The sequence below is a fragment of the Gallaecimonas pentaromativorans genome, from assembly GCF_003751625.1.
Lineage (GTDB): Bacteria > Pseudomonadota > Gammaproteobacteria > Enterobacterales > Gallaecimonadaceae > Gallaecimonas > Gallaecimonas pentaromativorans.
Genome location: NZ_RJUL01000001.1, coordinates 540373 through 566570 on the forward strand (window position 1 = coordinate 540373; position 26198 = coordinate 566570).

A 26198-nucleotide genomic window follows, 5' to 3' on the forward strand; every position below is an offset into this window, starting at 1 on the left:
CGATGCACAATACGCTTTACGGGCCTGTTGCCCCCGAAATCTGGGCCAGATTTGCGGCCGTCAAACTGCTGGTCTGCGATATTGACGGTGTTTTTTCCGACGGCCGCATCTACATGGGCAACAATGGAGAGGAGCTGAAAACCTTTCATACCCGTGACGGCTTCGGGATCAAGGCCCTACGTAGCGCCGGTATCGAAGTGGCGGTTATTACCGGCCGCAATAGCCGCATCGTCGAGAACAGGTTCAAGGCCCTTGGCGTACCGCACATCTACCAAGGGCAGGAGGATAAACGCATCGCCTTTAATGAGCTGCTGCAACAGCTGGCTTTAACCCCTGCCGAAGTCGCCTATATCGGTGACGACATTCCCGATTTGGCCCTTATCGAAGCCTGCGGCCTGGGCGTTGCCGTGGCCGATGCCCACCCCTTGGTGGCCGAAGCGGCAAATTATGTCACCCGCATCAAGGGTGGCGAAGGCGCGGTCCGCGAGCTTTGCGACCTGCTGCTGCAAAGCCAAGGCCACAGCTTGACGCCCAAGGGGGCCAGCCTGTGAGCCGCGCCTTTGTGTTTATCCTGCTGCTGTTTGCCGCCACCCTGGCGCTGGTGTTCTGGCCCGACGGCAAAGTGGAACAGACCACAGATAATCAAGCACTTAGAGCCGACCAGCCCGACGGCATCGCCGAAGATCTGCAGGTGCGCCAGTTTAATGAGAAGGGCCAGCTCAGCATGCAGGTCAACGCTCAATCCATGGCCCACTACGGCCTTCGCCAGGAGACCTGGCTGACCGAGCCGAAGTTCGAACTTTACGACCAGGACAAGCGCAGTCCCTGGCGGATCACCGCCGATAAGGCAAAAGTGACCGCTCAGCGGCTGGTTGACCTGCAAAACAATGTTATTATCCAGAGCATTATCAAAGATGCGCCGATAACGCGGGTAGATACGGATAATCTGGAACTGGATCTTGATTCCAAAACCATGAATACCGATGCCCCGGTGGTCATTGTCGGACCGGGATACACAACCAAAGGTGTGGGTCTGGATGCCATGCTGGACGGGCAGCAAGTCCGCCTCAAAAGTCAGGTTAGTACCGAATATGAACAGCTCAAAGATCATCAGTAGCGTCCTGCTCGCCCTGCTTCTGCCGTTGCAGGCCATGGCCTCGGACGGCGATTTCGGTGAGAAAATCGCCATTAGTTCCAGTAAGAACTATGCCGACGGCCTGAAGAAAATCATCGTCTATGAGCACGATGTAAAGATCACCCAAGGCTCCCTGACCATCACAGCCGATCGCTTAGAGGTAAATGCCTCCGGGCCTGAGCGTATCTTTACCGCCACCGGCAACCCGGTCACTTTCCGCCAGAAGCTCAACGATGGCACTTGGGTCAAGGCTCAGGCTAAAGAGATCCGCTACTACGACAACAAGCGGCTAGTGGTGATGACCGGCGCTGCGCAAATCGAGCAGAACGGCAGCCTGGCCAAGGGCGACACCATCAAGTACGACCTGGCCAACCAACGCCTGATGGCCACCGCCGACGATGAGCAAGGCCGAGTCACCACCATTTTCGAGCCCAGTAAAAACGCTGCGACGAACAACGAGCCCGATGCTATCCCGGCAATCCCCACCGAGCCTGAGCAGCAAGAAGACCCCAGCGAGCACAATAATGCCCAGGAGGGTCATTAATGGCGGTACTGAAGGCCGAGCACCTGGCCAAGAGTTATAAACGCCGCCAGGTGGTCAAGGACGTCAGCCTGACCGTCAACACCGGCCAAATCGTTGGCCTGTTGGGCCCCAACGGCGCCGGCAAGACCACCACCTTCTACATGGTGGTGGGCTTGGTACTGGCCGATAAGGGCCGCATCACCATAGACCAGCGCGACCTCTCCCTCGAGCCCATGCACGTTAGGGCTCGCGCCGGTATCGGCTACCTGCCCCAGGAAGCCAGTATCTTCAGAAAGCTCAGCGTGCACGACAACATCATGGCGGTGCTGGAGCGGCGCCAAGATCTCAACAAGATTGGCCGCGAAGACGCCCTGGAAGCACTGCTGGACGAGTTCCACATCAGCCACCTGCGCGACAGCCTGGGTGCCAGCCTCTCCGGTGGCGAGCGGCGCCGGGTGGAAATCGCCCGCGCCCTGGCGGCCGACCCGGCCTTTATCCTACTGGACGAGCCCTTTGCCGGGGTGGACCCCATTTCCGTTATCGACATCAAAAAGATCATCGAACACCTACGCGACCGCGGTCTTGGAGTGCTTATCACCGACCACAACGTGCGGGAAACCTTGTCGGTTTGTGAACATGCCTATATCGTCAGCCATGGAGAGCTGATCGCCAGTGGCTCACCCAAGGAGGTCCTGGCCAACAAGCAGGTCCGGGACGTCTATCTGGGCGAACAGTTCCAACTATAGTGACTACAGAGGTGGCGCCAGGTACGTCACCCGGAGGAATATCGCACCCGTGTTGAAGCCGAGCCTGCAATTACGCATAGGACAGCAACTGACCATGACGCCGCAGTTGCAACAGGCCATCCGCCTGCTGCAATTGTCGTCTTTGGAACTCCAGCAGGAAATTCAGGCCGCTCTGGATGCCAACCCTTTGCTCGAAGAAGGCCTCGATGACGATTTCGACGAGGCCCCCGGCCAATCGGCCGACGAACCGGCCGAAGAGCACGAGGCCGCCAGCCAAGACGATTTTGACGAGCCCCAGGGCGAGCCTGATACCTCTGATGTCATGGAAGAGCGCAAGCTCGACGAAGAGCTGCCTATGGACGCCAGTTGGGACGAGGTGTATTCCGCCAGCACCGGCGCCAGCAGCGGCGCGGTCAGCGTCGATGACGACAGCCTCTACCAGGGTGAAACCGTCGACGATATCCAGCAGCACCTGCTGTGGCAGATGCGTCTCACCCCTTTTAGCGATACCGACCAGGCCATTGCCGTTGCCATCATCGATGCCATCGACCCTGACGGTTACCTGCGCCAAAGCTGCGAGGAGATCCTTGAGAGCCTTGCCATCGAGGATTTGGAGTTGGACGAAGTGCAAGCGGTGCTAAAACGCATCCAGCATTTCGACCCTATCGGTGTTGCCGCCCGCGATCTCAAAGAATGCCTGCTTATCCAACTGGCCCAATTTGCCGCTCAGACCCCCTGGCTGACCGAGGCGCGTATTCTTATCACCGAACATATCGACTTGCTCGGCAACCGCGATTACCGCACCCTGATGCGGGTCACCAAGCTCAAGGAAGACGAACTGCGCGAAGCGCTGCGCCTTATCCAGGGATTGAACCCAAGGCCAGGCTCGGTGGTCTCAAGTGAAGAGCCCCAGTATGTGATCCCGGATCTGTCGGTGAACAAAAAAAGCGGCCGTTGGGTGGTAGAACTCAATCCCGACGCCATGCCGAGGGTGAAGATAAACCAGCAGTACGCGGCCATGAGCCGCCATGCCCGCAACCCGTCGGACAGCCAGTTTATTCGCTCCCACCTCCAGGAAGCCAAATGGTTCCTGAAGAGCCTGGAGTCACGGAACGAGACCCTGTTGAAAGTGGCCCGCTGCATAGTACAGTTTCAACAAGGGTTCTTTGAATATGGCGAGGAGTACATGAAACCCATGGTACTCAACGACATCGCCGAAGCCGTGGATATGCACGAGTCCACCATATCCCGGGTCACCACCCAGAAGTACTTGCACACGCCAAGAGGGATTTTCGAGCTCAAGTATTTCTTCTCCAGCCACGTCGCCACAGACGATGGCGGGGAATGTTCTTCCACCGCGATCCGCGCTTTTATCAAGAAGCTGGTTGCAGAGGAAAGCACCGTGAAGCCATTGAGCGACAGCAAAATGGTGGAGCTGTTGGCCGAGCAGGGCATACAGGTTGCCAGGCGCACCATCGCCAAATACCGCGAAGCGCTGAACATACCGCCCTCGAATCAACGCAAAAGCCTGTTATAGGGCTGGCATATAAGGATGAGACTATGCAAATCAATCTCACTGGCCACCATATCGAGATCACCGAACCGCTGCGCAACTATGTCTCCGACAAGTTCGCCAAGCTGGAGAGGCACTTTGACCACATCAGCAATGTCCATGTGGTGCTGAATGTGGAGAAAATTCGGCAGATAGCCGAAGCCAAATTACACGTCAGTGGTGGCGAGGTTCACGCCTCCAGCGAGCATGAAAACATGTATGCCGCCATTGATGGCTTGATCGACAAGCTCGATCGGCAGATCATTAAGCACAAAGAAAAGCTCAACCAACACTAAATGGATCTGAATAATCTGCTTCGCCCGGACGCCGTGGTCACCCTGGCTCCGGGCTTGTCTAAAAAAAGGGTACTGGAAGTGATTGGCGAAATCGCTGCTCGCCAGTGCCCCCAGATCAACGCCCATGCGGCCTTTGATGCCATGTTGGCCCGGGAACGCTTGGGCTCAACCGGCATTGGCAATGGTATTGCCCTGCCCCATGGCCGCATGCAGGACACCGACACCGTGGTAGCAGTGGTGGCCAGGCTCAGCCAGCCCATCGACTTTGACGCCATCGACAACCAGCCGGTCGACCTGCTGTTTGCGCTGTTGGTGCCGAGCGACCAGTGCCAAGCCCACCTGTCTACCCTGGCCGCCATCGCCAAGAGGCTCTCCGACAAGGACACCCTCAAACGGCTGCGCACCGCCAGCGACGACAGCGAGGTTTACCACATCCTTACCGGCACCGACGGCGCGGCCGCATGAACCTGGTTATCGTCAGCGGCACCTCGGGTGCAGGCAAGTCCGTTGCCCTCAAGGTACTTGAAGACCTGGGCTATTACTGCGTCGACAACCTGCCGCTGAACCTGCTGCCGGCCTTGCTGGAAACATTGAAAGAAGATGTGCGCAAGGTGGCGGTGAGCATTGATATCCGCAACCTGCCCGAGGCCGAAGAGGCACTGGCCCAGGAGCTGGACTGGCTACCGGACAACATCAACCGCACCGTGCTCTATCTCGATGCCGACCAGCAGGTGCTGCTGCGCCGCTTCTCCGAGACCCGCCGCCTGCATCCGTTGTCTCGCCACCAAAACCGCAGCCTGGAAGATGCCCTGGAGCTGGAACGCCGCCGCCTGATGCCGCTGGCAGACATTGCCGACCTTCGCATCGACACCTCGGATATTTCCATCCACCAGTTGGCCGACTTGGTGCGCGAGCGCATTTTGGGTAAAAAAGAAGGCCCCTTGATGCTGGTGTTCGAGTCCTTCGGCTTCAAACACGGCCTGCCCAAGGATGCCGACTACGTCTTTGACGTGCGCTTTTTACCCAATCCCCATTGGATCCCCGAGCTCAAGCCCCTGACCGGCAAAGACCAACCGGTGAAGGACTTCTTTGCCAGCGAAGTGGAAGTGGCGCGGGTGGTGATGCAGCTCGACAACCTCCTCGAAAGCTGGCTGCCGCAGCTGGAGCGCAACAACCGCGCTTATGTCACTGTGGCGGTGGGCTGCACCGGCGGCCAGCACCGCTCGGTGTTTATCGCCGAGCAGCTGGCGGAGCGCTTTGAAAGCCGGGGCCGGGACGTACAGCGCAAGCACCGGGACATGAAAGGCTGATGAGCCGCTTAAGCCGCACCCTTATCCTTAAAAACAAGCTGGGGCTTCATGCCCGAGCTGCCACCCAGCTGGTCAAACTCAGCCAGCAATTTGATGCCAGCATCCTCTTGGAAGCCAAGGGCCGCGAAGCCAACGCCGACTCAGTGCTGGGCCTGCTGCTGCTGGAAGGCCACCAGGGCCAACCGGTGACCCTGCACTGTGAAGGCCCCGATGCCGAGGCCGCCCTCAATGCCGCCAGCGCCCTTATCGACGCCGGTTTCGATGAAGAGCAATAACAGCTAAGCACTTCATTCTCATAAATAATTCACTTCAACTGAGTTACACTGTTTAGCAAGTCCCGCCTGGCAGATGGAACCCTATGGCCGAAGATAAGTCCCCGCCCGCCTTTGAACAGATCAGTACCCTGCTGGCCAGGGGAAAGTTCGTGCGCGCCCGGGAACTGCTTCACGCCATGGACCCGGCCGACGTCGCCCACCTTTTGGAATCCAGCCCCTCCAAGGCCCGTTTGTCGCTGTGGCAGCTGGTAGACCCGGATCAGGAAGGGGACATCCTCGACGAGCTGTCTGAAGACGTGCAGCGCGGCATCCTCAAATTGATGGATGCCGACAAGGTGGCTGCCGCCACCGAGGGCATGGAAACCGACGATCTGGCCTACGTGCTGCGCGGCCTGCCCGACGAGGTGTACCGCAAGGTACTTAAGGCCATGGACGCCCAAGACCGCTCCCGCTTAGAGCAGGTGCTGTCCTACGCCGACGACACCGCCGGCGCTATCATGAACACCGACACCATCACCCTGCGCCCAGATGTCACAGTCGACGTGGTGATGCGTTACCTGCGCCGCAAAGGCGAGCTGCCCAAGGGCACCGACAGCCTTTATGTGGTGAACAAGGCCGACAAACTGGTGGGCGAAGTGCCGCTGTCGGTGCTGGTTACCGCCAGCCCCACCGACAAGGTCAAAGAAGTGATGGACCACGAGCCGGAGCCGGTGCATTACAACATGCCCGAGACCGAGGTGGCCCAGCTCTTTGCCCGTTACGACTGGTACTCGGCGCCGGTGGTGGACGACGAAGGCCATCTTTTGGGCCGGATCACCGTCGATGACGTGGTAGACATCATCCGCGAAGACGCCAGCCACTCGATGATGAGCATGGCCGGTCTCGATGACGAAGAAGACACCTTCGCGCCGGTGCTCAAATCCACCCAAAAGCGCACCATCTGGCTGGGTATCAACCTGCTCACCGCCCTGGCAGCGGCGGCGGTATCCAACCTCTTTGAAGACACCCTGGCCAAGCTCGCCACCCTGGCGGTGCTGATGACCATAGTGCCGTCCATGGGTGGCATTGCTGGTTCGCAAACCCTGACTCTGGTTATTCGCGGCATGGCCCTTGGCCATATCGGCACCCAGAACTCGCGGTTCCTGTTTACCAAGGAAATGGCCATCGGGCTTTTGAACGGCCTTATTTGGGCAGGCCTTATCGCCCTTATTGTCGGGCTGTGGAAGCAGGATTGGGAGCTGTCGGGGATCATCGCCTTTGCCATGGGCATCAACCTCATTGCCGCCGCCGCAGCCGGGGTTACGGTGCCGCTGGTGATGAAGAAATTCAGTATCGACCCGGCCCTTGCCGGTGGCGTGGTGCTGACCACCGTCACCGATGTGGTGGGGCTCTTTGCCTTTCTGGGCTCGGCGACCCTGCTGATGACATAAAAAAGCCCGGCAATCGCCGGGCTTTTTTAATCGCCTGCCACCGTCATCCGGTCAATCAGCACCGAGCCGGTGTAAATGCCGCCCCGGCGCTCGGTGTCCGAACCGATGGCCTGCATCCCCATGAACATGTCCTTGAGGTTGCCGGCGATGGTGATTTCGGAGACGGGATACTGAATTTCGCCGTTCTCCACCCAAAAGCCACCGGCGCCACGGGAATAATCGCCGGTCACCATGTTGATGCCCTGGCCCATAAGCTCGGTGACGATAAGGCCGCGGCCCAAGCGTTTGACCATGGCGTCAAAATCGTCGCCGTTGCCTTTCACATACCAGTTGTGAATACCGCCGGCGTGGCCGGTGGTCTGCATGCCCAGACGCCGGCCCGAGTAGCTGGTCAGCAGGTAGGTCTGCAAGACCCCACTTTCGATGATGTTGCGCTTGACGGTGCGCACCCCTTCGCTGTCAAAGGGGGTGGAAGCGAGCGCCCCTTTGACGTGGGGATCTTCCAAAATTTCAACAAAATCAGGCAGGACTTGGTTGCCAAGGCTATCTAGCAAGAAGCTTGAGCGCCGGTACAAGCTGCCGCCGCTGATGGCAGACACCAAATGCCCCCACAGGCCGGTTGCTACATCGGCCTGGAACAATACTGGCACCTGCATGGTGCCAAGCTTCTTGGCGCCAAGGCGCGCCAGGGTGTTTTTGGCGGCGTTGCGGCCCACTTGGGCGGCGTCGTCCAGCTCGCCCAGGCGGCGAGCGATGGCGTAGTCGTAATCGCGCTCCATCTGCTCGCCTTCTTTGGCGATCACCACGCAAGAGAGACTATGGCGGCTAGACGGGTAGCTGCCAATCATGCCGTGGGTGTTGCCGTAGACCTTAAAGCCGGCGTGACTGGCAAAGCTGGCGCCATCGGAATTGACGATACGCGGGTCGCTGTCCAGGGCCGCTCTTTCGCAGCGCTGGGCCAGGGCAATGGCCTGTTCGGGGTCGATGTCTTGTGGGTGGTAGAGGTCGAGGTCGGGGTAGTCAAAGGCCAGGGTGTCGGCATCGGCCATGCCGTTGGCGTCGTCCTCGGAGGTGAGCTTGGCGATACGGTCGGCCGCTTCCACTGCTTCACGGATGGCCTCCACCCGCAAGTCGGAGGTAGAGGCAGAGCCTTTGGCCTTGCCGCGGTATACCGTGACCCCCAGCGCGCCGTCCTTGTTGAACTCGATGTTCTCCACTTCCCCAAGACGGGTAGAGACACTGAGCCCGGCTTGGCGGCTGATGGCCATTTCGGCGCCGCTGACGCCGATTTTCCTGGCATGTTCCAGGCCCTGGGCCACCAGGGCTTCGACCGCTTTCATATCCTGGATAATGTTGCTCACCGCAACCTCTACTGTTATCGGCTAATGCTGCCGAGCATAACACAGACAGGTAGCTACGGAGGCGCCGTGCAAACTGCTATCATAGGGGAAATTTGCCAATGCGCTTTATTCATGCAACCCAAAGACGACGACGAAGAAATCATTTACATCAGCAAGTCCGAGCTCAAACGCGAAGCCAACGAGGCCGCGGATCTGGGCAAGGAGCTGATGGAGCTCGCCCCCGCCCAACTGGACAAAATCCCCCTGGACGATGACCTGCGCGCCGCCATCACCCTGGCCAACAAAATACGCAACAAGCACGAAGGCTTTCGCCGCCAGCGCCAGTTTGTGGCCAAGCTGGTGCGCCAAGCCGACCCGGAGCCTATTATCGAGGCTCTGAATAAAATCAAGAACCTGCACGCCCAGGAGACGGTAAAGCTGCATCTGGCCGAGCAATGGCGCGAGCGCTTCATGAGCCAGGGTAACGACGCGGTACAGGCTTTTATCGACCAGTACCCTGGGATAGACATCCAGCGTCTTCGCCAGACGCTACGGCTGGCATTAAAAGAAAAGGCCGCCAACAAGCCGCCCAAGTACTACCGTGAGCTGTTCCAGATAGTCAAAGAACAAATCACCGACCAATAAGCCCCGCCAGCGGGGCTTTTTTATGGGGCCAGGTTGGCAATCTCGATGAGGTTCTGGTCTGGGTCGCGGATATAAACCGAGAGAATGGGGCCGGTGGCGCCGGTGCGGGGCACCGGGCCTTCTGCAATGGCAACGCCCTTGGCATTAAGCTCGGCCACCACCTCAGCAATCGAAGTGGTGGCGATAAAACACAGATCGCCGGCACCGGCAGTAGGGTTAAGGGCCTTGGGCTCGAACTCGCGGCCCACCTGGTGCAGGTTTATCTTCTGGTTGCCAAAAGCCAGCGCCTTTCGCCCCTGGCCAAAGGTCACCACCTCAAAGCCGAGAATGTCCTGATAAAAGGCGCAGCTGGCGTCGATGTCGGCCACGGTCAGTACTAGGTGGTCAAGATGGTCTATGTTCATGGCGTTGTCCTTACCATGTTGTGTCAATGGCGCCGCCATTTCGCCGCAAGGGCGGCGCGCTGGCAAGGCGATACTCTGTTACGCCGCCCCTGCTGTGCCTGCGGGGCGCAGTAAGATATAACAACAGGTTACCAAGACAGCCCCCCAAGCGGGGCCTTTTATCGGCCGCTTTCCAAGGAGGCAGTATGCGAAAAGCCGTTTTTTTATGGGCCAGTTTGGCCCTTGCCGCGCCGCTGGCCCAGGCCTGCAACCAAAACGTGGCGCCCGGCCAATCCATCCAGGCCGCCATTGATGCCCTGCCTAAGGACAACTCCCCCCAGACCCTGTGCTTACAAGCCGGCACCTACAACATCGACGGCCTGCTGCACATCGACCGCAGCAATATCACCCTGAGTGGCGCCGGCGACGCCAGCCATATATTGATGCGCGATGACGTAGAGCAGCCGGTACTGGTGATTGGTGACTACCAGCACCCCGAGCCCCAGGCCGCCATCCGCAATGTGGTGATTGAGAACCTCAAGCTGACCGGCAACCACAGCGCCAAGGAATTCATGCCGGCCCTGCCCTATTTGAGCAACAGCGTGGTGATTGTGCGCCGCGGCGAGCAAATCGTGTTTCGAAACCTCACCCTGGACCGCTGCCGCAGCGCCTGTTTGCTGACCGAGCGCCAAAGTAGCAATGTGCGCATCGAGCAAAACCGCATCACCGGCGCGATGTGGGACGGGGTATCCTTTAACAGCACTCGCTTTGTGGTGATGCGCGGCAATAGTGTCAGCCACAACGTGGCCGCCGCCATCACCGCCGAAAACTTAGAAGACAGCTACATCAGCAACAACCAACTAGTGGATAACGGCTCCCACGGCGCCTACCTGTCCAACTCCTATCGCAATGTCTTTGAAGACAACACCATCAACAACAACAAGCAGGCCGGCATTTACCTGACCTGTGCCATCCGCACCCGCAGCCCACTGATCTGCTGGGACAACTCCATGAGCGCGGACAACACCTTCAAAGACAACACCCTAAACGACAATACCTTCGGCTACGCCGTGGGGGTGGACAGCGCCGCCAATTGCGCCAAACCGGGCTTTAAAATCAACGTCTGGAAGGACAACCACAGCAACGGCCCCAACCAGCAATACCCGGCCCTTTTTGGCCGCTGCACCACCGCCGACCCAGAAAGTTAACCCCATGAAAAAGCCCGGCATCAGCCGGGCTTTTTTACAGCAGTTCTCTTATCGGCCTTTTTAATGAGCGCCGCAGCGCCCAAAGGCAACAAAAGGCCAGTACCGCCAGCAGTAGCACCAAGGTCAGCGCTACCACGTCCAGGCTGGCAAGGTCGGCGTTAAGGCTCAGGGCCAAACGGTCATTGAGGCGCCACACCAGGGCCGCCACTACCACAAAGGCCGCCATCGCTACCGCCAGCAATTCCAGGCTTAGCAGCCCCAGCAAATGGTGGAACCGGGCACCTACCGCCAACATCACCCCAAACTTGCGTTTACGCATCCGAAGCTGCGCTTCAAGCTGGTTATAGAGGCTTGAAATGCTCAGCAGGCTGACCAGCCCTCCTAGCACCATGGCCAGCAGCACCATGTTGTCCATAGCGACGTTGAGTTTGGCCAGCGCCTCTTTGACGCTGCCGGTGGGGGTCAGGGTCCACAGCTCACCGTTATCCTGGTTAAAGCGCTTGAGCTGCTGCACCAAAGCCGGCTCAACCTCCCGCTGCACGATAAAGCTCAGCGCGTCGGCCTTGTCGAGGTTATCGAGCAAGCCGTAGATCATCGGCTGGTGTTTATTGAGCACACCCAAATGCGGCAAGTCATCGATGATGCCATCAACATGAATCGCCTGGTTTTTCTCAAAACCCAGGGTGTCGCCCTTTTCCATGAAAAGGGTCTTGCCGATGCTGCTTTCATCCAAGGGCAAGCCCAGGATCTGCGCCGCCGAGGCGTTCAGCACCACGCCCTGACGATTAGGCTCGCCACCGGCCAGCATCTTGGCCTTGATAACGGAAAAGAAACTGCCCGACACCGCCAGGGTGTTGATGTTGGGGCTGTCCTTTTTAAAATCCGCTGCCGCGACGGCGGTTTTGGACGGAAAACTGATGGGCGACACAAAGCCGCCTTTGGTGATGGCAACGTCACCGCGCTCGGCCATCACCAGCAGCGACGGCACATTCAAGGGGTGAGCGGCATCGTTGCCGTCACTGGCGTCAAGCTTAAAGGTATCGAGCCCCACCCCGAACTGCTCTTGCTGGTGTACTTGCCACTGGGTATGGAGCATGGCAAAGGCCAGCAGCAGAGACAGTCCGGCAAAGCACAGCTGCGCCCCCAGGTTAAGGCGGCTCAGCTGGCGCTGGGCCGGGCTGGCATCCTGACTTTTACTGCGGCTGAACTGGCTTTTTCGCAATAGGGCCAGCAACGGCAGGCTGGTACTGATGGCAACGGCCGTGGCCGCCACCAAGGTGGCGACCACCAGCGCCAGCACCGTGGCACCAAAGCTCACCGGCAGCGGCCACAGTGCATGGGCATTGCTATAAAGCGCCAGGCCCGCCGCCGCTAGCCAGCCCAGCAGCAAGGCTGGCACCAACAGCGGCAACTGCTCTAAAAACACTTGCCGAGCCAGTTGCTGGGCGTTGGCGCCCACCGCAATGCGGGTAGCAAACTCCCCTTGGCGCCGCAAAAACTGGTTAATGCCGTGGCTTAACAGGTTCAGCACGTTGATAAGGCCGAACATCAGGCTCAGTACCAGGATCACCCACCACTGCTTGCGCATCTGGCTTTGCTCGCCAGGAGCAAAGTTCACCCCAGGCAGCACGTATTTCTTCATGTTGTCGAGGTTGGAGGAGAAGCTGACGTCTCCTTCCTGCTTTTGCGCGTCTTCATCATTAAGAAGACGCTGCAAATCGGCCGGCTCAAACCCGCTCTTTACCACCGCCACCCCGTAGTAGAACGGCACCTTGGCAACCAGCTGCTTTTTAATCAGAGCGATTTGCTCAGCCGGTAAGGTTGGAGGCAACCCTATCTCGAAAAACGCGGCCAGGTTATTGGCCGACACCCAGACCGCGCCACCGATTTTTTTATCGGCGGCGATGGCATCGGGAATGTAACCGGCAATGTGCAGCCCCTTGCCCGACGCTTTAGCGATAAGGGTTTTGCCCAGCAGGCTACCCTGCCCCCACTGGCGCTCAAAGGCGCGGCTGACATAAGCCTGGTTATCAAAGTCTGCCGCTTTTACGTCAATGCCTTGGATGCCAAGGGTGCTAAAGAAATCGGCGTCAACAAAGCCGATATCTTCTTTAAAACTCTTATCGTCGATGCGAAAAGCGCCGGGAGTCTGCCCGACTTTGACCATGTTGAGGATCCCCGGCGCCTTGGCTGCCTGGTCCAGCACTTCGCTGCCGACCCCCAGCAGGGTGTCCTTGGGGCTCTGAAGGCCGATGGTCACATACTGCGAACTGGTATTGGTCACCCACTGGGGCACGGCACTAAACAGTGACGGTGCGGTGGCCAGGTTGATACTGAGCAGCATGGCAAAAAGAGTAAAACCCACTAAGAGCAGCAGGTACTGGGCAAGGTGGGCTTTCCACTGGCGAAAGCCATAAGCGATTGCAAAAAACATGGCCGCTCCCTCAGTGCTCGGTGACTAATTCGCCGTCCTGAATGTGCAGGACCCGGGCGCATTTGTCCGCCAGCTTCTGGGAGTGGGTGACCAACAGAATGGTAACGCCTTCGCCGTTAAGCTGCTCGAAGAGGTTGAAGATGGCTTCTTCCGAGGCCGAGTCCAGGTTGCCGGTAGGCTCGTCGGCCAGCAGGATATCGGGTTTGGTGACCAGAGCCCTGGCAATGGCCACCCGTTGCTGCTGGCCACCGGAGAGCTGCTCGGGGTAGCTGTCGATTTTATCGCGTAGGCCAACCTGCTCAAGCACCTGTTGAGCCAGCACACGGTATTGGGATTTGGCCACCGCCTTGTTGTAACGCAGCGGCAGCACGATGTTCTCCATCACCGTCATGTCGTTGACCAAGTTGAAGTTTTGAAACACCCAACCGATGTTGCGGTTACGAAGGGCGGCCTTTTGAAAGGCAGAGAGCTGCCGGATCGGCTGGCCACAGAGGTGGTAGTCGCCATCGCTGGCTTCATCAAGCAGCCCCAAAATAGAAAGTAAGGTCGATTTACCACAGCCGGACTTACCGGTAATGGCCACAAACTCCCCTTCGTTGATGGCAAACGACAGCCCCTTGAGGGCTTGCACCGGCACCTTGTCGGCGTTGAATACCTTGCTAAGTCCCTTTACCGCCAGTAATGCTTCACTCATCTTTTGTCCTTAAGGTTGCCAGTCTTTGGGGTTGTTCATGACGACCTTGTCACCCACTGCAAACCCCTTGCTCACACTCAAAAAATCTCGCGATGCCCGGTTTACCGGCACTCTCGCCAATACCCACTCTCCCGAGGGCTTTTGTTTGTAGATGGCCAGCTCGTCGCCGTCCCGGTAATAAGGCGGGCGCGGCACCAGCAACTGGTCCTGCATCTTGTAAGTGGTAATAGTGCCGCGCACGTCCATATCGGAGCGGGCGCCCCCGGGCAGCGGCTCGTCAAAGCGCACATCCACCTGCACCTGGCCATTGCTGGCATTGGGGGCGACCCTAGTGACCAGAGCACTCACCTGGCTGCCATTGATATTGATAAGGGCGCTGTCGCCGGCCTTGACCTTGGCGGCGTCGCTGGTGCTGACCTGTAACTGGGCGATAAGGCTGTCCGGGTCGGCCACGATGCCAAGGCTGGTGCCCTGCTCTATCCAGGTGCCCAGCTCCACATTGGTGGCCAGGCTCTGAATACGGCCGTTAAGGCCAGGGCGAATAGCAAGGTAGGATTCGTTGAGTTTGGCGTTATCCAGCGCCTGCTGGGCCGATTGAGCCTTGATAGCGGCAGAGGCCAGCTTGGCCTGCTCGGCGGAAGCGGCAGCATCGAGGCGCTTTTTGGCCAGCTTCTCGGCCAGCACGGCTTTGTCGTAGGTGGCCTGGTATTGCATCAACTCCAGCTTGGAGATGATGTTGAGCTTGGCCAGTTTTTCCCTGGCCGTCAGCTGGGCCAACTGCGCCTTGGCATCGGACTGGTTAATCACATAGGTGTTTTGCAGCTCGAGGTGATTGTCGGCAATTTCCGCCTTGGTTTGTTGCAAGGCCGCCTCAGCATCTTTGAGGCTCAGTTCGGCTTTGCGCACTTCTTGATTGAGCTGCGGATTGGTAAGCACGACGATGACATCGTCTTTTTTGACCGGCTCACCGGCCAGCTTGATGATCTGGGTGACGGTGCCGGACACCTTGCTGACCACACTGCGGCGCACATCGGATTTTAACGTGCCATAAGCCGGGACTTGTTCGACAAAGTCCCCCCGCACCACGGTTTTAAAAACCAGGGCATTGTTTTTTTCGTGGAAGATGGCTCCGAAAGACGAGCGCAGGGATACAACAACGACAGCCAGCACCAACACGGCACCGATACCGCCAAGCAAAGTCCATTTTCTAAGAGAGGGGGCATCCTTGGGTATTTCCATTACACTTCATAACCCACTGTTATTACTAAAATTCACGTTAATACCTATACATTTTCATTACAAGGCGCCGTTTTTTGAAACACCTCGCATCCTCTGGATAATGCCTTGCCGCCGGGGCTGATAAATAGCTGTCCCTTTCAACAGCGGTCAATGGATGGGGTGGTGCACCTGTCAGTGATGGGCGCCATGCAGGCCGCATTCTTCATAGCGGTTCGGTCAGGTCGTTGAACAAGACATCAAAAAGAAAAAGCCCGGCATCAGCCGGGCTTTTTCGTTGAGAGGGCCTATTACTCGGTGCCGCCGACGGTGATGCCGTCGATCTTCAGGGTCGGTTGGCCAACCCCTACCGGCACCGACTGGCCGTCCTTGCCGCAGACGCCGACGCCGGGGTCGAGTTTGGCGTCGTTACCTATCATGGAGATCTTCTGCATCACGTCCGGACCCATGCCAATCAGGGTAGCGCCGCGGATGGGTCGGGTGACCTTGCCGTTCTCAATCAGATACGCCTCGGAGGCGGAGAACACGAATTTGCCGGAGGTGATATCCACCTGGCCGCCACCGAAGTTGGGGGCGTAGATGCCCTTCTCTACCGAGGCGATGATCTCCCCCGGCTCATGCTGGCCGCCCAGCATGTAGGTGTTGGTCATGCGCGGCATCGGCAGGTGGGCAAAGGACTCACGGCGGCCGTTGCCGGTGGGGGCAACCCCCATCAGGCGGGCGTTGTGCTTGTCTTGCATGTAGCCCTTGAGGATGCCGTCCTCGATAAGGATGTTTTCCTGGGTCGGGGTGCCTTCGTCGTCGATGGTCAAAGAGCCGCGGCGGTCCTTGATGGCGCCGTTGTCCACCACAGTCACGCCCTTGGCCGCCACCTGCTGGCCGATTCGGCCACTAAAGGCGGAGCTGCCCTTGCGGTTAAAGTCCCCTTCCAGGCCGTGGCCAACCGCTTCGTGCAACAATACGCCGGGCCAGCCGTTACCCAGCACCACCGTCATTTGGCCGGCTGGCGCCGGGGTAGCGTCGAGGTTGGTGAGCGCCATGCGCACCGCTTCGCGGGCATAACCCAGGGCGCGTTTTTCGCCGCCGTCGTTTTGCAGGAAGTAGTCGTAACCGAAGCGGCCACCGCCGCCACTGCCGCCCCGTTCGCGGCGGCCGTCTTTTTCCACCAGCACCGACACGTTAAAACGCACCAGCGGGCGGATATCGGCGGCCAGGGTGCCGTCAGAACCTGCCACCAGAATTTCTTCATAAACCCCGGCCATGGACACGATCACCTGAGTAACATGGCTGTCGAGCTTGCGGGCGAACAGATCCACTTCCCGCAGCAGCGCCAGCTTGTCCAACTGGCTGATGCTGTCCAGCGGGTTAAAGGCGCCGTACAGGCCCTTGGCCTGCACCGGGGTGGCAATCTTGATTTGCTGGTTGCCGCCACTGGCGGCAATGGAGCGGGCGGCGGTAGCGGCGTCTTTCAACGAGCCCAGCTCGATATCCTCGGCGTAGGCAAAACCGGTTTTCTCGCCGCTGATGGCCCGCACCCCGACACCGCGCTCGATGTTAAAGCTGCCGTCTTTGACGATGCCGTCTTCCAGCACCCAGGACTCATGGGCCGAGCCTTGGAAGTACAAGTCGGCATAATCCACCTGATGCTGGTGAATAAGCCCCAGGGTTTGTTCAAGGCGGGCCTGGTCGAGGCCAGCCGGCTCCAGCAGGCTGCCGGCAACAGTAGAGAAAAGGCTCATCACGACTCCTTGGGCGCTACGATGGCAAAGCGGCGATGCGTATCCAGTGGCATCCGCTCCCGTACCGCCTCGGTTAATTTGTGGTCAAGGCTGGCACTGATGCTGCCTTCCCCGAGTCCCAGCTCTTCCAATACCTGGCCCCAGGGGTCGACGATCATCGAGTGACCCCAGGTCTCGCGGCCATTGGCATGGACGCCGCCCTGGTTGGCGGCCACCAAGTAGCACTGGCCTTCAATGGCGCGGGCCCGACACAGCACTTCCCAGTGGGCTTCGCCGGTGCGGGCGGTAAAGGCGGCCGGCAGCACCAGTACATTCACTTGCTGCTGGCGATACCAGGCAAAGAGCTCGGCAAAGCGCACATCATAACAGACCGCCACCCCAACCCGGCCAAAGGGGGTGTCGATAACGGCAGGACCGGGGCCGCCAACAGTGGTGGCTGATTCTAAATAGGTGCCGGTGGCGTCGGCCACCTGCACGTCAAACATGTGCATCTTGTCGTAACGGGCCCGCACCTGGCCTTGGTCGTCAATCACCAGGCAGGCGGCGCCGAAGCGCTCCGGGTTACCACTGAGGATGGGGAAGGTACCGGTCACCATCCACACCCCGTATTTTTTACACAATGCCTTGAGGGCATCTTGGATGGGGCCGCTGCCAAAGGTCTCGGCTACTCCCAGTTGCTCCCGGTCCTTGCCGCCGAAATAGGCAAAGCATTCTGGCAACACCACCAGCCGGGTGGTGCGGGCCAGGTCGGCCAGCTGGCGCTCAACCATGGCCAGGTTGTCGGCGACATTGGGCACAGACACCATCTGCAGGGCGGTAACAATACTCATGAACGGGGCTCCTGGGGAGGATTGGGATTGCTGTTGACGAGGGTAGCAGGCTTTTCGCCGCTGCCGGCAGCGGCACTGCCTGCCGCCGGCGGCTGACCGCCTTCGGGCTCGCCATTGTTGCCATCGTCCGGGGGCTTGGGCAAGGGCACTGAGCCTTTGGAGCGGGACACCTCTTCGAGATGGGGGTTGTCGATAGTGCCAGTCAGGTTAAAGCGGATTTCGGTGACCACGTCGATCACCGGGCCAAAAATCTTGGTCAGGGCATACACCGCCACCCCGGTTACCGGGGTGACCGCAAAGGCGGCCAGCACCGGCAGATTGCCGGTGACATTGGGCTTGAAGCTGATGTCGTAGGCAAGATTGCGGTTAACCAGATCGGTCCAGCCGGTGGCGTTCATGTCCCCTACTACGCCGTCCATCTTGATCTGGTTGGAGCGCAGCACGCCTTTTTTGAGCTCGCCGGAGGCGGTGATGTTGTCAAAATAGAGGCCCTTGTCAAAAAGGTCCCGAAAATCCAGGGCCAGCTTTCGGCGCAGCGAGTCAAAGCTGAACACGGTGAGCAGCCGGGCGCCTTTGTCAGACACATCGGCCACGTAGCCCTGGCCCAGCTTGGCACTGACCTTGCCATCGACATTACCCAGCTCAAAATCCTGGGGGCCGCCCGGCCAGCTCATCTGCACCTCGCCTTTGGCCGGAGCGTCGCGCAGGCTTGATGCCATGCCCATGCTGTCGAGGTACTTGCCGATGTCGTCCACATCCAGTTGCAGATCCAAGTCGGTGTAGTTGCCCTTGGCCAGCCAAGTGCCGGAGCCGGAAATACTGCCGCCCGCGCTTTGCTGCTTAATCACGGGCAGCAGCAGGTCGTCGCCCTGGCCGCGCCCTTCTGCCGTCAGCTCGCCCAGTTTCACCCCTTGGATGGTGCAGCTGGTGCAATGGAACTTAAAGGGCGGAATGTCGGCGGGGCTGAGGCTGCTTGGCGCCTTTCGCTCTTGCCCGGCTTCCGGGGCAAGGGAGGCCAAGTCGACCCGGTCGAGGTTAATCAGCAGCGGGTCTATGCCCCAGCGGCTTGGCAGCCACAACGAGCCGTCCAGTTCCTTGCTGTTGATGCTGAGCTTCCAGGCATCGGTTTGGCGCTTAGCAAGGGCCGAGACGCTGTTCAGGGTATGGCCAAAACTCAGCACCTTCTGGGCGTTGAGCTGCACCTGGGTCAGCGGCGGCAGCAGGCCCTCGCCTTCACCGCCTTGGATGCGGGTCAGCACCTTCATCCAATCCTGCTGGTCGATAGCCGAAACCCCAACCCCAATGCGGCCCTGGCCGGGCGCCGGGTCCGGCAGCGGCGCGTAGCCCACCCCCAGTTCCCAGTTTTGCACCTTGCCGCGGGCAAAGAGGCTGCGGGCAATGGCCCTTTTACCCAGCGCCAGGTTGATCACCACACCGCTGTCGCCGCCGCTGGCATTGACCGTCAACGGCCAGGCCTCGTCGGCGGCCTTGTTGGCCGGGAAGGGATAAGGGCTGGCAATGCCTTTAAGATCGCTCTTGGCATTGATTTTCAAGTCAAAATCATTGGCTTTTATCAGCAAGTCCAGGCGCCCGGCCCAGCTGCTTTGGCCGGTCAGTTGCCACCAGGGTGCGGCAACTTTGGTGGTGTCAAAGCGGCCACCCAGATCCAGCCCCACCTTGTAGCCAAGCTTGTCGTCGCCCCCCTTGAGGGTGAGGCTCAGCGGCTGCTCATAAAGCTTGGCCTGCAGGCCGGTGGCGGCAATCTTGTCGTTGTCAAAACTGAGCTGGCCCTTGACGCCGGTGAGATTGAAGGCGTCCAGCACCCGCACTGTGTTGTCGGCAAAGTTCACCTGGCCCTTGGCTTCTACCTGCTCGGCGTCATCGAGGGGAATGGCGAGGCTCAGGTTGCCGGCCAGGGCACCACTGACCTCAAGCTTTCCAAGGGCGGCGCCCACCGAGTCGGCCAGCGGCGAGGCGTTCATCAAGGCCGCCACATCGGGGCCCTGGGTGTGGGTGTCGGCGTGGATGCCAAGCAGCGGCTGATGGCCGAGGTTGGGGATGTCGGCACTGAGATTGGTTACCGGCACCGCCAACAGCTGGCCCTTGTCGGCATAGATGTTCATGGCGGCATCGTTAAAACGGGCCGTGATATCGGGGCTATGGAGGGCCGGCCAGTGGCTGTCGAACAGCAAGTCGAGGTCGTGGATGCGGGCTTCGGCCAGGAAGGTGCCGCTGTTGTCGCCATAGGGGAAGTGGCCAAAGGCACCTTGCCACAGCACCACACCCTGGGCCTTGCCGCCTTTAAGGGCGCCATTTAAGTAGTCGGCCACCTGATGGGGCATGGCGGTGAGCGGCAGGTAATCCCCCACCTTGGCCACGTTAAGCTTGCTGACCTCGGCGGCCAGGGCCATGCCGGGCTCGGCCCCCAAATCCACTTTGCCCCGGGCAGTGACCGCCAGGTCTTCGGTGCCCAGCGCCAGGGCGCCGGTGCGAAGCTGCCAGCCGCCCTCATCTTTAAGGAGCCACAGGTCGCCCTTTAACTCACTCAAGGCAAAGGGCGCACGAAAATGCGGGCCAGGGTCAATCTCGACCTGACTGTCGTTAAAACGGGCCAGGCCCTTGTCACCCGCCCAGGACAGCTTGAGTTTGAGGTCTTTCACCCCAGGCAGCTCGTCCTTGGCGTCCCAGTTTAAATCGACACTGGCATCGCCGGAGAGCACGTAATCTTGGTTAGCCGCCAGATAGAGGTCACGGATATTGCCATTGGGCCTGGCCACCGCCAGCCAGTGCTTGAGCGGCGGCGGCAGGCCGCGCCAGAGGTTCAGCAGCGGCGTCAGCGGCGCCAGGTTCAGCTGCCGGGCGTAAAGGAGATGGTCGTGGCCCTGCTGGCGAAACTGCATGGGGCCTAAATCCCAGGGTTTGCCGTCGGTGCTGACATCAGCCTGGCGGCTGTCCAGTTGCCAGCCGCCCTGGGTGGCGTTGAAGGTCAGCACCCAGCTATCGACTTTGATGTCGTGGCGGTCAAAGCGCAGGCTGCTGTCGCGCAGCAGCATCTGGCCACCCACCACCCGGCCTTTTTCGAAATCCAGCCACAGCCGGGAGTTGACGGTGCCCCGCTGCACGGTGAGGTAATCGCCAAGGAAGGTGTTGACCCAAGGGTCCAGGTGCAGGTCCTGGGCGTCCACAAAAAGGCGCGCGTCGAGATCTTCGAGCCGCGACTCAAGGCCGTAAAGGTCGAGGATAAAGCGCACCTGCTGCTCGCCGTATTCGCGGATGCTGGCATAGCCCACCGCCTGGTGGCGATAACGCCCCCCGAACCACGACACCTTGCTTATCTCGACAGTCCTCGGGCCATAGCGCGACGGCAGTTCCAGTTGCGAGTGGGTGAGGCTGGCCTGGGTCAGTTGCTTGAGAAACAGCGCTTCAAGCTGGTGGCGGTTGATGGCGCTCTGGCTGGCATCATCATTCTTGGGCCAGCGCTTGAGTTTGAGGTTCAGGCCGTCGGCGTTCAAAAACGCCAGTTTTGGCTCCATGGTAAAGAGGCTTGCCCAAAAGCGCAGCCCCACCGACAGGGTCTTCACCTTGAGGTCGAGGTCGCCGCTGTCGTCGGTCAGGGTCAGGTCATTGAAGGTAAAGCTGGGGCCCAGGCCCTGCCAGTCGCCTTTGGCTTCGCCAATGGCCAGATGCAGGCCCATGCGGCTGTTGGCTTGTTCCACCAGCCAGGGGCGCACGTCGTCCAGGCGGTGCACCAGCAGCCGGGCGCCGGATACAAGCAGGGCCGCCACCAGCAACAATATTGCCAGCAACAACCACAACTTGCGGGCCAGCCAGCCCAACACCGCCTGCACTGCGGCCACTACATCATCACCACGTCGAACTGATCCTGGTTATACAACGGCTCGCCCTGGATTTTCACCTGCTTGCCCATAAAGACTTCCAGCTCGGCCAGGGCGTGGGATTCGTCGTCGGTGAGGGCTTCGGCCACCTGGGGCGAGGCATAGACCACGAACTTGTCGGCATCATAAGCCCGGTGCACCCGCAGGATCTCCCGAAGGATCTCGAAACAGACCGTCTCCACCGTCTTCACCCGGCCACGGCCATGGCAGGCCGGGCACTCGCCGCAGAGGATGTGCTCGAGGCTCTCGCGGGTGCGTTTGCGGGTCATCTCCACCAAGCCCAGGGCCGAAAAACCGTTGACCGAGGTCTTGGCGCGGTCTTTGAGCAGGGCGTGCTCCAGGCTTTGCAGCACCCGGCGGCGGTGGTCTTCATCGAGCATGTCGATAAAGTCGATGATGATGATGCCGCCGAGATTACGCAGCCGCAGCTGGCGGGCGATGGCCTGGGTTGCCTCAACGTTGGTGTTGAAGATGGTCTCTTCCAGGTTGCGCCGGCCCACAAAGGCACCGGTGTTGATGTCGATGGTGGTCATGGCCTCGGTCTGGTCGATGATGAGGTAGCCACCGGATTTGAGCTCTACCTTGCGGTCCAGCGCCCGCTGCACTTCGTTTTCCACATCGAACAAATCGAAGATGGGCCGCTCCCCAGAGTAATACTCCAAAACTTTGCAAAGTTCGGGGACAAATTCCTCGCAGAAGGTCATCAGGCTCTCGAAGGTGAGCTTGGAGTCGACCCGGATGCGGTCCAAATCGGTACCGACAAAGTCGCGCAAAATGCGGTGGGCCAGGCTCAGCTCTTCATAGAGCATGCTGCGGGTGGTGTGGCGGGCGCGGCGCTCCTCGATTTTCTTCCAGAGGCGGCGCAAAAAGGCGGCGTCTTCTTTAAATTCCCGCTCCCCTACCCCTTCGGCGGCGGTGCGGACGATAAAGCCGCCAGCGCCCTCACAAAACGGCTCCACCAGATCTTTAAGGCGGGCCCGCTCTTCTTCGTTCTCGATGCGCTGGGACACCCCCACATGGGTGGCGCCAGGCATAAACACCAGATAGCGGGACGGCAAGGTGATGTCGGTGGTAAGGCGCGCCCCTTTGGTGCCAAGGGGGTCTTTGACCACCTGCACCACGATGTCCTGGCCCTCGTGTACCAGCCGGGCGATATCGCCGGTCTGAAAGGGGCGCAGGTCTTCTTCGTCCAGGCCGCTGCCGGGAGGGATGATGTCGGAGGCGTGCAGGAAGGCGGCTTTATCCAGGCCAATGTCCACAAAGGCGGCCTGCATGCCCGGCAATACCCGGCTAACCCGGCCCTTGTAGATGTTGCCCACCAGGCCGCGTTTGGCCGCCCGTTCGATATGCAGTTCCTGCAAAATGCCCGTTTCCACCAGGGCCACCCGGGTTTCGGAGGGCGTAGTGTTGATCAGCAGCTCGGCACTCATTTGGTCTCCTTGCCCAGAAACTGGTTGAGCAGTCGCTCTGTCTCCATTAGCGGTAAGCCTACCACGGCAAAATAACTGCCAGACAAATGGCTGACAAAACGCCCACCCCGGCCTTGGATGCCATAACCACCGGCCTTGTCGGCCGGCTCGCCGCTTTGCCAGTAGGCGGCGATTTCTGGGTCGCTAAGGGGCTTGAAGGTCACGGCGCTGGTCACCACGTGGGAGAGGGTGCGGCGGCCGTCAGAAAAGGCGATGGCGGTGTGGATAAAATGGCTGCGCCCCGACATGGCCCGCATCATGCGCGCCGCGTCTTGCTCGTCTACAGGCTTGACCAGCAATTGTCCGTCCAGTTCCCCAACCGTGTCGGAGCCCAGTACCGGCAAAAGCTGAGGCGCCAGCGCCGCGCCGGCTTCGGCCTTGGCCCGGGCCAGCCGTTCCACCAGCGCCAGGGGCGACTCGCCGGGCATCGCCGACTCATCCACATCCACCGCCAGCACCTCGAAGGGCAGATCCAGCAAAGCCAGCAGCTGGCGCCGCCGCGGCGACGACGAGGCCAGGTAAAGCGCCGGGGCCGCCATGGTCAGCGGATCCTGAAGCGGCGACGCAGACGGCGCAGCAGCGGGAACAACCAGAACCACATGGCGGCGCTGGTCAGGGCCGGCCAGAAGTAGCGGCCGGTGATCACCACGTCGTTGGTGAGGTGCTCAACCCAGAACACCAGCAGCAGCTTGGCTGCCACCAGAATCACCACCACCCCGGCCTGTTGCCAGACCGGAAAATTGCGCACCCGCTGAAAGTTCATGGTGGCCACGTAGGTCACCAGGGTCAGGGCCAGAGCATGTACTCCAAGGGTGGAGCCGAGCATGATGTCGATCATCATGCCGCACAGCCAGGCGATACCCACGCTCACCCGGTGGGGCAGCGCCAGGGTCCAGTAAAAAATCACCAGCAGCACCCAGTCGGGGCGAAAGGCGTCGATACCCAGCGGCAGCGGCAAGATGGCCATCACCATGGCCACCAGCAACGACAAGGCAATCACCAGACTGCTCATGGCTGGTCTCCCTCAGGCTTGGCGGCATCGGCAACCGGAGCGCTTGGCGGCGCCGCAACCGGCGCCGGCTCTGCCTGGCCGGGCCAAATCAGCAGCAGGTAGCGAATGCGGTCAAGCTGGGCCAGGGGCTGGGCCAGCACCCGGGCAAAGGGTTTGCCTTCGTCCGAGAACACCGAGGTGACCTTGGCCACCGGGTAGCCTTCGGGGAAGCGGCCGCCAAGGCCGGAAGAGAGCAGCAAGTCGCCCACTTTGATGTCGGAGCGGTGCGGCACATGGCTCAGGCTCAGCTCGTCCAACTGGCCGGTACCGGCGGCGATGGCGCGAATACCGTTGCGGGCTACCCGCACCGGCACCGCGTGGGTGGCGTCGGTAATGAGCAGCACCCGGGCCGAGCTGGGCCCGACACTCACCACCTGGCCAATCAGGCCCTGGGCGTCCAAGACCGGCTGGCCTTCATAGACGCCGTCGCTGCGGCCACGGTTGATCATGATCTGCAGGCTGAAGGGGTCCGAGTCCACCGTCATTACCTCGGCCACCAGTTTGCGGGCGTCGGTGCGGGGCTGGGAGCCAAGCAAGGAGCGCAACTGGTTGTTCTCCTGCTCCAAAAAAGCCAGATGCTGCAGGCGCTCGGAGGTTTCCAGCAATTGTTCCTTGAGGGCGGCGTTTTCTTCCTTGAGGTGGCTGCGGCTGGTGAGCTCTTCAGAGCCCCAGCGCAGCAGCCGCGACGGGCCGTCCGCCAGGTACTGAACGGGGGTCACCAGCGAATTCAAGTAGAAACGGGCCGCATCGAAACGATGTTGCCAGTGGTCGAGAAAAATAATCACAAAGGACACCACCACCAACAGCAGCAACCGCCACTGCAGCGAAGGGCCTCTCGAAAAAATTGGCTTCATAAGCAAGAAGGGGCGCCCTTAGGCGCCCTGGTTCATTATTCTTCGCTGAAGATATCGCCGCCGTGGAGATCGATCATCTCCAAGGCCTTACCGCCACCGCGGGCCACACAGGTGAGCGGGTCGTCCGCGACCACCACCGGAATGCCGGTTTCTTCCATCAGTAGGCGATCCAAGTCTTTCAACAGTGCGCCACCGCCGGTGAGCACCATGCCGCGCTCGGAAATGTCAGAGGCCAGCTCCGGCGGGCACTGCTCCAGCGCCACCATCACCGCGCTGACAATGCCGGTCAGCGGCTCTTGCAGGGCTTCGAGGATCTCGTTGGTGTTGAGGGTAAAGCTGCGCGGTACCCCTTCGGCCAAGTTGCGGCCACGCACTTCGATTTCCACCATTTCGTCGCCCGGATAGGCCGCGCCAATCTCGTGCTTGATGCGCTCGGCGGTAGCTTCACCAATCAGCGAGCCGTAGTTGCGGCGCACGTAGTTGATGATGGCTTCGTCGAAACGGTCACCACCGATACGCACGGAAGAGCTGTACACCACGCCATTCAGGGAGATAACCGCCACTTCGGTGGTACCGCCACCGATGTCTACCACCATGGAGCCGGTGGCTTCGCTGACCGGCAGGCCGGCGCCGATGGCGGCAGCCATGGGCTCTTCAATCAAAAAGACTTCGCGGGCACCGGCGCTCATGGCCGATTCGCGGATGGCGCGGCGTTCCACCTGGGTGGCCCCTACCGGCACACAGACCAGCACCCGAGGGCTGGGCTTTAAGAAATTGTTCTCGTGCACCTGTTTGATGAAGTGCTGCAGCATCTTCTCGGTGACGTAGAAATCGGCGATCACGCCGTCTTTCATGGGGCGAATAGCCTTGATGTTACCCGGTGTACGGCCCAGCATTTGCTTGGCGGCATGACCCACTGCGGCAACAGACTTGGGGCCACCGGCGCGCTCCTGGCGAATGGCGACCACGGAGGGCTCGTTGAGGACAATGCCTTTGTCACGAACGTAAATCAGAGTGTTGGCGGTACCGAGATCGATGGAAAGATCGTTGGAAAAGAGACCACGGAGTTTTTTGAACATGAGGAAGGCCGATCCTGTCTTTGCGCAAACGGATGCTTTGTTAATCGGCTAACTTTACCAACCGCCTTGTTTA

The 26198-nt window shown here is 60.0% G+C and carries 25 protein-coding genes; 12 read left to right on the forward strand and 13 right to left on the reverse strand.

Annotated elements, in window-relative coordinates; translation table 11 throughout:
- The first annotated feature begins 2 nt into the window (after positions 1-2).
- The 10 genes from kdsC (at position 3) to mgtE (ending at position 7267) form a co-directional block, all read left to right on the forward strand.
- Positions 3-551 carry a 3-deoxy-manno-octulosonate-8-phosphatase KdsC gene (gene kdsC, locus EDC28_RS02490; protein ID WP_123420536.1) on the forward strand — a complete coding sequence of 183 codons (549 nt, stop codon included), beginning with the start codon at positions 3-5 and terminating at the stop codon, positions 549-551.
- A complete protein-coding gene (gene lptC, locus EDC28_RS02495) occupies positions 548-1117 on the forward strand; it encodes an LPS export ABC transporter periplasmic protein LptC (protein WP_170164003.1) in 570 nt (189 codons plus the stop codon). Before kdsC ends, lptC begins: the two co-directional genes overlap by 4 nt.
- Positions 1092-1679, forward strand: a complete 588-nt coding sequence (lptA, locus tag EDC28_RS02500; protein ID WP_050659070.1) for a lipopolysaccharide transport periplasmic protein LptA — start codon at positions 1092-1094, stop codon at positions 1677-1679. Before lptC ends, lptA begins: the two co-directional genes overlap by 26 nt.
- On the forward strand, positions 1679-2404 hold the full coding sequence (gene lptB, locus EDC28_RS02505; RefSeq protein WP_050659069.1) for an LPS export ABC transporter ATP-binding protein: 726 nt from the start codon (positions 1679-1681) through the stop codon (positions 2402-2404). The genes lptA and lptB overlap by 1 nt, the downstream gene beginning before the upstream one ends.
- Positions 2405-2456: 52 nt before the next feature.
- A complete protein-coding gene (locus EDC28_RS02510; RefSeq protein WP_123420592.1) occupies positions 2457-3941 on the forward strand; it encodes an RNA polymerase factor sigma-54 in 1485 nt (494 codons plus the stop codon).
- Positions 3942-3964: 23 nt separating this feature from the next.
- Positions 3965-4252: a ribosome hibernation promoting factor gene (gene hpf, locus EDC28_RS02515; protein WP_050659068.1), complete on the forward strand. Its 288-nt coding sequence runs from the start codon at positions 3965-3967 to the stop codon at positions 4250-4252.
- Entirely contained in the window at positions 4253-4717 is a 465-nt protein-coding gene (gene ptsN / locus EDC28_RS02520; RefSeq protein ID WP_050659067.1) for a PTS IIA-like nitrogen regulatory protein PtsN, read from the forward strand.
- Entirely contained in the window at positions 4714-5562 is an 849-nt protein-coding gene (gene rapZ / locus EDC28_RS02525; protein ID WP_050659066.1) for an RNase adapter RapZ, read from the forward strand. The genes ptsN and rapZ overlap by 4 nt, the downstream gene beginning before the upstream one ends.
- Complete coding sequence (locus EDC28_RS02530) at positions 5562-5837, forward strand: HPr family phosphocarrier protein (RefSeq protein ID WP_050659065.1); 276 nt, start codon at positions 5562-5564, stop codon at positions 5835-5837. The genes rapZ and EDC28_RS02530 overlap by 1 nt, the downstream gene beginning before the upstream one ends.
- A gap of 83 nt (positions 5838-5920) precedes the next feature.
- Positions 5921-7267, forward strand: coding sequence for a magnesium transporter (mgtE, locus tag EDC28_RS02535; protein ID WP_123420537.1), 1347 nt, complete (start codon positions 5921-5923; stop codon positions 7265-7267).
- 26 nt (positions 7268-7293) lie between these two features.
- On the opposite strand, the gene pmbA is transcribed toward mgtE, so the two are convergent.
- Positions 7294-8628, reverse strand: a complete 1335-nt coding sequence (gene pmbA, locus EDC28_RS02540; protein WP_123420538.1) for a metalloprotease PmbA — start codon at positions 8626-8628, stop codon at positions 7294-7296.
- A gap of 111 nt (positions 8629-8739) precedes the next feature.
- On the opposite strand from pmbA, the gene yjgA reads away from it, so the two are divergent.
- On the forward strand, positions 8740-9252 hold the full coding sequence (yjgA, locus tag EDC28_RS02545) for a ribosome biogenesis factor YjgA (RefSeq protein WP_050659063.1): 513 nt from the start codon (positions 8740-8742) through the stop codon (positions 9250-9252).
- A gap of 20 nt (positions 9253-9272) precedes the next feature.
- Here the strand turns inward: yjgA and EDC28_RS02550 are convergent, their stop codons facing one another.
- Positions 9273-9656 carry a VOC family protein gene (locus EDC28_RS02550; RefSeq protein WP_050659062.1) on the reverse strand — a complete coding sequence of 128 codons (384 nt, stop codon included), beginning with the start codon at positions 9654-9656 and terminating at the stop codon, positions 9273-9275.
- A gap of 185 nt (positions 9657-9841) precedes the next feature.
- Here EDC28_RS02550 and EDC28_RS02555 point away from each other — a divergent pair, with 185 nt between their 5' ends.
- Positions 9842-10843: a right-handed parallel beta-helix repeat-containing protein gene (locus EDC28_RS02555; RefSeq protein ID WP_170164004.1), complete on the forward strand. Its 1002-nt coding sequence runs from the start codon at positions 9842-9844 to the stop codon at positions 10841-10843.
- Between the two features lie 34 nt (positions 10844-10877).
- On the opposite strand, the gene EDC28_RS02560 is transcribed toward EDC28_RS02555, so the two are convergent.
- The 11 genes from EDC28_RS02560 to EDC28_RS02615 all read right to left on the reverse strand — a co-directional run bounded on the left by EDC28_RS02560 (position 10878) and on the right by EDC28_RS02615 (position 26125).
- Positions 10878-13277, reverse strand: a complete 2400-nt coding sequence (locus EDC28_RS02560) for an ABC transporter permease (RefSeq protein WP_123420540.1) — start codon at positions 13275-13277, stop codon at positions 10878-10880.
- A gap of 10 nt (positions 13278-13287) precedes the next feature.
- A complete protein-coding gene (locus EDC28_RS02565) occupies positions 13288-13971 on the reverse strand; it encodes an ABC transporter ATP-binding protein (RefSeq protein ID WP_123420541.1) in 684 nt (227 codons plus the stop codon).
- A 9-nt stretch (positions 13972-13980) separates the two neighbouring features.
- Entirely contained in the window at positions 13981-15210 is a 1230-nt protein-coding gene (locus tag EDC28_RS02570; RefSeq protein WP_123420542.1) for an efflux RND transporter periplasmic adaptor subunit, read from the reverse strand.
- Between the two features lie 287 nt (positions 15211-15497).
- Positions 15498-16946: a metalloprotease TldD gene (gene tldD / locus EDC28_RS02580; protein ID WP_050659056.1), complete on the reverse strand. Its 1449-nt coding sequence runs from the start codon at positions 16944-16946 to the stop codon at positions 15498-15500.
- A complete protein-coding gene (locus EDC28_RS02585) occupies positions 16946-17776 on the reverse strand; it encodes a carbon-nitrogen hydrolase family protein (RefSeq protein ID WP_123420543.1) in 831 nt (276 codons plus the stop codon). The genes tldD and EDC28_RS02585 overlap by 1 nt, the downstream gene beginning before the upstream one ends.
- The gene (locus EDC28_RS02590; protein ID WP_123420544.1) at positions 17773-21633 is read right to left on the reverse strand and encodes a YhdP family protein; all 3861 of its coding nucleotides are present in this window, start codon (positions 21631-21633) and stop codon (positions 17773-17775) included. The genes EDC28_RS02585 and EDC28_RS02590 overlap by 4 nt, the downstream gene beginning before the upstream one ends.
- Entirely contained in the window at positions 21633-23102 is a 1470-nt protein-coding gene (rng, locus tag EDC28_RS02595) for a ribonuclease G (protein ID WP_050659053.1), read from the reverse strand. The genes EDC28_RS02590 and rng overlap by 1 nt, the downstream gene beginning before the upstream one ends.
- Positions 23099-23680, reverse strand: a complete 582-nt coding sequence (locus EDC28_RS02600; RefSeq protein WP_123420545.1) for a Maf family protein — start codon at positions 23678-23680, stop codon at positions 23099-23101. Before EDC28_RS02600 ends, rng begins: the two co-directional genes overlap by 4 nt.
- Positions 23681-23682: 2 nt before the next feature.
- Complete coding sequence (mreD, locus tag EDC28_RS02605) at positions 23683-24153, reverse strand: rod shape-determining protein MreD (RefSeq protein WP_050659051.1); 471 nt, start codon at positions 24151-24153, stop codon at positions 23683-23685.
- Positions 24150-25046 (reverse strand): rod shape-determining protein MreC, encoded by an 897-nt coding sequence (gene mreC, locus EDC28_RS02610; protein ID WP_123420546.1) that lies wholly within the window; start codon positions 25044-25046, stop codon positions 24150-24152. Before mreC ends, mreD begins: the two co-directional genes overlap by 4 nt.
- 35 nt (positions 25047-25081) lie before the next feature.
- Positions 25082-26125: a rod shape-determining protein gene (locus tag EDC28_RS02615; RefSeq protein ID WP_050659049.1), complete on the reverse strand. Its 1044-nt coding sequence runs from the start codon at positions 26123-26125 to the stop codon at positions 25082-25084.
- Positions 26126-26198: the final 73 nt, after the last annotated feature.

Excerpts from the sequence above, each read along its gene's own strand:
- hpf (WP_050659068.1), top strand. The coding sequence starts at position 3,965 with ATGCAAATCAATCTCACTGGCCACCATATCGAGATCACCGAACCGCTG.
- mgtE (WP_123420537.1), top strand. The coding sequence starts at position 5,921 with ATGGCCGAAGATAAGTCCCCGCCCGCCTTTGAACAGATCAGTACCCTG.
- rng (WP_050659053.1), bottom strand. The coding sequence starts at position 23,102 with ATGAGTGCCGAGCTGCTGATCAACACTACGCCCTCCGAAACCCGGGTG.
- mreD (WP_050659051.1), bottom strand. The coding sequence starts at position 24,153 with ATGAGCAGTCTGGTGATTGCCTTGTCGTTGCTGGTGGCCATGGTGATG.
- lptB (WP_050659069.1), top strand. The coding sequence starts at position 1,679 with ATGGCGGTACTGAAGGCCGAGCACCTGGCCAAGAGTTATAAACGCCGC.
- EDC28_RS02530 (WP_050659065.1), top strand. The coding sequence starts at position 5,562 with ATGAGCCGCTTAAGCCGCACCCTTATCCTTAAAAACAAGCTGGGGCTT.
- lptA (WP_050659070.1), top strand. The coding sequence starts at position 1,092 with ATGAACAGCTCAAAGATCATCAGTAGCGTCCTGCTCGCCCTGCTTCTG.
- rapZ (WP_050659066.1), top strand. The coding sequence starts at position 4,714 with ATGAACCTGGTTATCGTCAGCGGCACCTCGGGTGCAGGCAAGTCCGTT.
- EDC28_RS02560 (WP_123420540.1), bottom strand. The coding sequence starts at position 13,277 with ATGTTTTTTGCAATCGCTTATGGCTTTCGCCAGTGGAAAGCCCACCTT.
- EDC28_RS02555 (WP_170164004.1), top strand. The coding sequence starts at position 9,842 with ATGCGAAAAGCCGTTTTTTTATGGGCCAGTTTGGCCCTTGCCGCGCCG.
- EDC28_RS02585 (WP_123420543.1), bottom strand. The coding sequence starts at position 17,776 with ATGAGTATTGTTACCGCCCTGCAGATGGTGTCTGTGCCCAATGTCGCC.
- tldD (WP_050659056.1), bottom strand. The coding sequence starts at position 16,946 with ATGAGCCTTTTCTCTACTGTTGCCGGCAGCCTGCTGGAGCCGGCTGGC.
- EDC28_RS02615 (WP_050659049.1), bottom strand. The coding sequence starts at position 26,125 with ATGTTCAAAAAACTCCGTGGTCTCTTTTCCAACGATCTTTCCATCGAT.
- EDC28_RS02565 (WP_123420541.1), bottom strand. The coding sequence starts at position 13,971 with ATGAGTGAAGCATTACTGGCGGTAAAGGGACTTAGCAAGGTATTCAAC.
- kdsC (WP_123420536.1), top strand. The coding sequence starts at position 3 with ATGCACAATACGCTTTACGGGCCTGTTGCCCCCGAAATCTGGGCCAGA.
- mreC (WP_123420546.1), bottom strand. The coding sequence starts at position 25,046 with ATGAAGCCAATTTTTTCGAGAGGCCCTTCGCTGCAGTGGCGGTTGCTG.
- ptsN (WP_050659067.1), top strand. The coding sequence starts at position 4,253 with ATGGATCTGAATAATCTGCTTCGCCCGGACGCCGTGGTCACCCTGGCT.
- EDC28_RS02550 (WP_050659062.1), bottom strand. The coding sequence starts at position 9,656 with ATGAACATAGACCATCTTGACCACCTAGTACTGACCGTGGCCGACATC.
- EDC28_RS02600 (WP_123420545.1), bottom strand. The coding sequence starts at position 23,680 with ATGGCGGCCCCGGCGCTTTACCTGGCCTCGTCGTCGCCGCGGCGGCGC.
- EDC28_RS02570 (WP_123420542.1), bottom strand. The coding sequence starts at position 15,210 with ATGGAAATACCCAAGGATGCCCCCTCTCTTAGAAAATGGACTTTGCTT.
- yjgA (WP_050659063.1), top strand. The coding sequence starts at position 8,740 with ATGCAACCCAAAGACGACGACGAAGAAATCATTTACATCAGCAAGTCC.